Annotated in this window: 1 protein-coding gene and 1 pseudogene; one reads left to right on the top strand and one right to left on the bottom strand. The window is 52.8% G+C overall.

Annotated elements, in window-relative coordinates; genetic code table 11:
• Nucleotides 1-299: 299 nt before the first annotated feature.
• Nucleotides 300-3,734: a CARDB domain-containing protein gene (locus EOW68_RS18070; protein ID WP_431359057.1), complete on the bottom strand. Its 3,435-nt coding sequence runs from the start codon at nt 3,732-3,734 to the stop codon at nt 300-302.
• A 1,100-nt stretch (nt 3,735-4,834) separates the two neighbouring features.
• Here EOW68_RS18070 and EOW68_RS18075 point away from each other — a divergent pair.
• Nucleotides 4,835-5,132, top strand: a pseudogene (locus tag EOW68_RS18075) (IS5/IS1182 family transposase); the annotation flags it as partial.

The following is a 5,132-nucleotide window of genomic DNA, read 5'->3' on the forward strand; positions in this document are numbered from 1 at the left end:
ACCGCTGTTGGATCGGCTAATCGAAGATGCCCAAAAAATCCATCAGCAGCGTCTCGTGCTTCAGGAACGACTGGCTACCGGTATCCAGCCAAGAACCGCAGAGGTGGCTTAGCTAAAGACGGATGCACAGCGGGTATTCATCTCAAATAATCAACTTGAAGAGATGAAAGACAATCCGATACAGGTCGAACGAACGACCGTTGCCAGCAAGGATTGAGGACACAGGACGTCCCGCGTCCGGGTCGAATTACACGTATATCCTGGTTCTCTGCTACCCAAAGAATGGTGAAGTTCCGGGCCTATTCCGTCTCGGTATCAGTGAATTGAGCTTTGTAGTCTGCGTCGATTTCTGCTCTGGTTTCGTCGCTGAGTTCACTCAGATCCTCGCCGTAGCGGTCATCGGCGATCTCCTCACGGGTCCGGATATCGCTGGGATGCGTTCCTTCGGGGAACGGTTGCCGGTCGAAGATCTCCTGAACCTGCCCCATCGTCTCCTCACTGAGTTCCTCGAAGTTCAGACCGTACTTCGCCTGCGAAATCTCGTCGAGACTGAATTCTGCGCTCGTCTCGCTTTCATCATCCTGATCGTCATCGGTAAACTGAGCTTTGTAGTCTGCGTCGATTTCTGCTCTGGTTTCGTCGCTGAGTTCACTCAGATCCTCGCCGTAGCGGTCATCGGCGATCTCCTCACGGGTCCGGATATCGCTGGGATGCGTTCCTTCGGGGAACGGTTGCCGGTCGAAGATCTCCTGAACCTGCCCCATCGTCTCCTCACTGAGTTCCTCGAAGTTCAGACCGTACTTCGCCTGCGAAATCTCGTCGAGACTGAATTCTGCGCTCGTCTCGCTTTCATCATCCTCTTTTTCGACAGTCAAAGAGCCAGCCACACTGTCGTCAGCCGAGGAGATTTCGTGGGTGTACTCGCCAGGAGCGAGGTCACCAGCCGGTGCGTCTTCGAACGTGACGGTCGTGGAGCCGCCACCATCAAGTTCGACATCTTCGACCGTATCACTGTAGACGACAGAATCACTATCGTCCGTGATGGTCAGTTCGATGTCTTGCTGGCCGGTTTCATCGCCGACGTTCTCGATATCGGCGGAGATATCGATCGGGTCGTCACCTTCGGTCACTGTTGCATCCGCTGGGTCGAGATTTGACACATCGAACTCGGCTTCGTCGGGCTGTTCTTCTTCTTCGACAGTCAAAGAGCCAGCCACACTGTCGTCAGCCGAGGAAACCTCGTGGGTGTACTCGCCGGGAGCGAGCTCGCCAGCCGGTGCGTCTTCAAACATGACTGTCTCGGAATCACCGCCATCAAGTTCGACATCTTCGACGGTATCACTGTAGACGACAGAGCCGCTGTCATCGGCTATAGTGAGTTTAAGATCCTGCTCGCCGGTTTCATCGCCGACATTATCCACATCAGCCGAGATGTCAATCGGGTCGTCACCTTCGGTCACAGTCGCATCTGCTGGGTCGAGGTTCGAGAGCTGGAAGTCTGCTTCTTCGGGTGCCTCCTCAACAGTGAGTGAGCCCGCAATAGAATCGTCTTCGGAAGCGACCTCGTGGGTGTACTCGCCAGGAGCGAGGTCGCCGGCTGGTGCATCCTCAAACGTAACGGTCGTGGAGTCACCACCATCGAGGTCAACATCTTCGACCGTATCACTGTAGACGACAGAGCCGCTTTCGTTGGTGATACTGAGTTCGATGTCTTGCTCGCCGGTTTCATCACCGACGTTTTCCACATCAGCCGAGATATCGATCGGGTCGTCACCTTCGGTCACTGTTGCATCCGCTGGGTCGAGATTTGACACATCGAACTCGGCTTCGTCGGGCTGTTCTTCTTCTTCGACAGTGAGAGATCCTGCAACACTGTCGTCAGCCGAGGCGATTTCGTGGGTGTACTCGCCAGGAGCGAGGTCGCCGGCTGGTGCATCCTCAAACGTAACGGTCGTGGAGTCACCACCATCGAGGGCGACATCTTCGACAGTGTCACTGTAAACGACGGAATCACTATTGTCCGTGATGGTCAGTTCGATGTCCTGCTCGCCGGTTTCATCGCCGACGTTTTCGACATCAGCAGAGATATCGATCGGATCATCACCTTCGGTCACTGTCGCATCCGCTGGGTCGAGGTTCGAGAGGGTGTATTCAGCCTCCTCGGGTGCTTCGTCGACTGTAACGTCGGCCGTATCGCTATCATCGTCGCTGGCGACAGTCGCGGTGTAATCGCCAGCATCGCCTCCCTCTGTTTCCACGCCGAGCGTGACTGACGTCGACTCACCACCATCAAGCGTCACACTCGCTGCGTCCGAACCCAATGCTCCAGCATCCAGTTCGATATCCTGGGTGGCTTCCTCGTCGCCGGTGTTCTCGATGTCCGCGGTCACTTCGAGTGTTTCACCTGCTACAACGGGGCTATTAGTGTCAGTGATCGTAACCTCGAAGAATGCCTCGTCAGGTACTTCTTCGACGGTGAGCGAGCCCGCAATAGAGTCATCTTCGGAAGCGACCTCATGGGTGTACTCACCAGGAGCGAGGTCACCAGCCGGTGCGTCTTCGAATGTCACGGTCGTAGAGTCACCACCATCGAGTTCGACATCTTCGACGGTGTCACTGTAGACGACGGAATCGCTATCGTCCGTGATGCTCAATTCAAGATCTTGCTGGCCGGTTTCGTCGCCAACGTTTTCGACATCAGCCGAGATATCGATCGGATCGTCACCTTCGGTCACAGTCGCATCTGTTGGGTCGAGATTCGAGAGCTGGAAGTCTGCTTCCTCGGGTGCTTCGTCGACAGTAACGTCAGCCGCGTCACTTTCATCATCGCTGGCGACCGTCACGGTGTAGTCGCCGGGGACGATGTCAGTGGTGTCGAAATTGAAGCTGACGGTTTCGGAGTCGCCACCGTCAAGAGAGATCGATTCGGTATCTTCGAGGGAGCCGTCGAAGCTGAACTCGATATTCTGGGCGTCCTGAATATCACCAGTGTTTTCGACCTCAGCGGTCACTGTAAGCTCCCCACCGACCACAACAGGCGAGTTCGTCGCCGTGATCGTTACTCCAAAGAACGCTTCATCAGGCGCTTCTTCGACAGTGAGCGACCCTGCGGTTGAGTCGTCATCAGAGGAAACCTCGTGAGTATATTCACCAGGTGCGAGGTCGCCAGCCGGTGCGTCCTCGAACGTGACGGTCGTGGAGTTACCACCGTCGAGTTCGACATCTTCGACCGTATCACTGTAGACGACAGAACCGCTGTCATCGGTGATACTGAGTTCGATGTCTTGCTCGCCGGTTTCATCACCGACATTTTCCACATCAGCCGAGATATCGATCGGGTCGTCACTTTCAGTCACTGTCGCATCCGCTGGGTCGAGGTTCGAGAGGGTGTATTCAGCCTCCTCGGGTACCTCTTCGATTGTAACGTCGGCAGTATCACTGCTATCGTCGGTTTGCACCTCAGTGTCATAATCACCGGGAGCAACGCCATCGGTATCGAACTCAAAGGTAACTGTCTGGGAATCACCCTCACCGAGAGTAATCGATTGTGTCTCTTGTAGATCCCCGTCGAAGCGGAACTCGACATCTTGTGTGTCTTCTAGATCCCCGGTATTTTCGACTTCAGCAGTAACCTCGAGTTCTTCGCCGACCTCAACCGGTGAATTCGTGTCCGTAATGGTGACATCAAAATTGCTTCCAGGAACCTCTATTTGATCGTCACCACTAACGGTCACAGGTCCTCCTTCAGCCTGGACTTCTCCCGTGAAAGTGAAGACATCTCCGGCTTGAGCATCTTCTGGGATGGTGACCTCATACTCGACTGATGCTGATTCTGTGCCCTCCCAGACAACGGTAACTGCGTCATTTGAGTCCCTTGCCGCAGAGACTACAGGGAATGGGTTGGCACTACTAATTTCTATATCTGCGAATGCGGGATCAAACTCTTCGATCACCGAAGGCGACCCCTCCCCATCCAATTCAATATCAACTGTAACCGTTGTTGATTCGCCAGGTGCAAGCTCGGTATCGTCTATGCTGCGTTCTGCCTGTGTTACTCCTGCAACTTGGCTAACCAACTGTGCTTGCTGGACATCATTAGTCTGATCGACTGATTGGGTTTGTCCGTTTTCCGCTGCGAGAGCGTCAAGTGGCGCGAACCCGACTAGCACCACAGAAACGGCAACAACAAACGCGAGTATGATCGAATAACCGATAGCCTGTGTACCGGCTATAGAATCACGGTTGACCATAATTATGCCCCCTTGCTAATATTTGACGGTGGATTATCTGTACTGACATATTTTGCTACTGATGAATATTCGCACAGTTTCATTATCGAACCGTCATAGACGACGGTAGGAAAGAATATTAATATTGACAAACTAACCATTCTAGACAGTCCTAAGATAGTTTATAATTTTGAAAAAACACTGTTTATTTTTCTATTAGAAAATTGGATATAATTCCAGAATCCATATTTGATGCAATTTCCCAAAGACGTTTACAATGAGACAGTACTATATTATATGTTCGACCTGAATGGATCAAATATCATCCACTTAGGAGCTCACAACCGATACAAGATCTAAAAAATGGCTGACAAAGATAAGGGAGCTCTGTTGAATAGCGGCCTCTGATCCGGAGTTAGCTCACTTCAATCCTGAGATCACGACCATCAGTAGCTCATGAGGCAGCTCAATTTGCGGCTGTCCACGAAAATACTGCTATCTAACAGGGCACTTTTGATTATAATAGAAATAAGGGCACTGTAGTTTCGCTAGACCGGAGTACAACAACTGCGTTATCTCTGTAGAAAGCGAAGAGACAGATTACTTTGACATCCGAAATCTGTCACCTCACCCGTAATTCGGTGGCGAAAGCTAAACAAGTTGTCGCTAATCCAGACGAACCCGCCGACCCCGAAGGGGGTGGCGGGTTCGCCGAATGGGCGATGCTCACACTCCATGCCCTCCGTATTGAGTTGAACAAATCATACCGTGTTGCGCTTGACTTGCTCAGCGAGATGCCTGGCGTTCTTGCGGAGATTGGCCTCACGCGGTTACCTCATTACACGGTTCTGCGCACGTGGTTCGCTAGAATTCCGACGGAGACTTGGCGTGGGGGTGTGGGGG

It is taken from the genome of Halovenus amylolytica, from assembly GCA_004015825.1.
Taxonomy (GTDB): domain Archaea; phylum Halobacteriota; class Halobacteria; order Halobacteriales; family Haloarculaceae; genus Halovenus; species Halovenus amylolytica.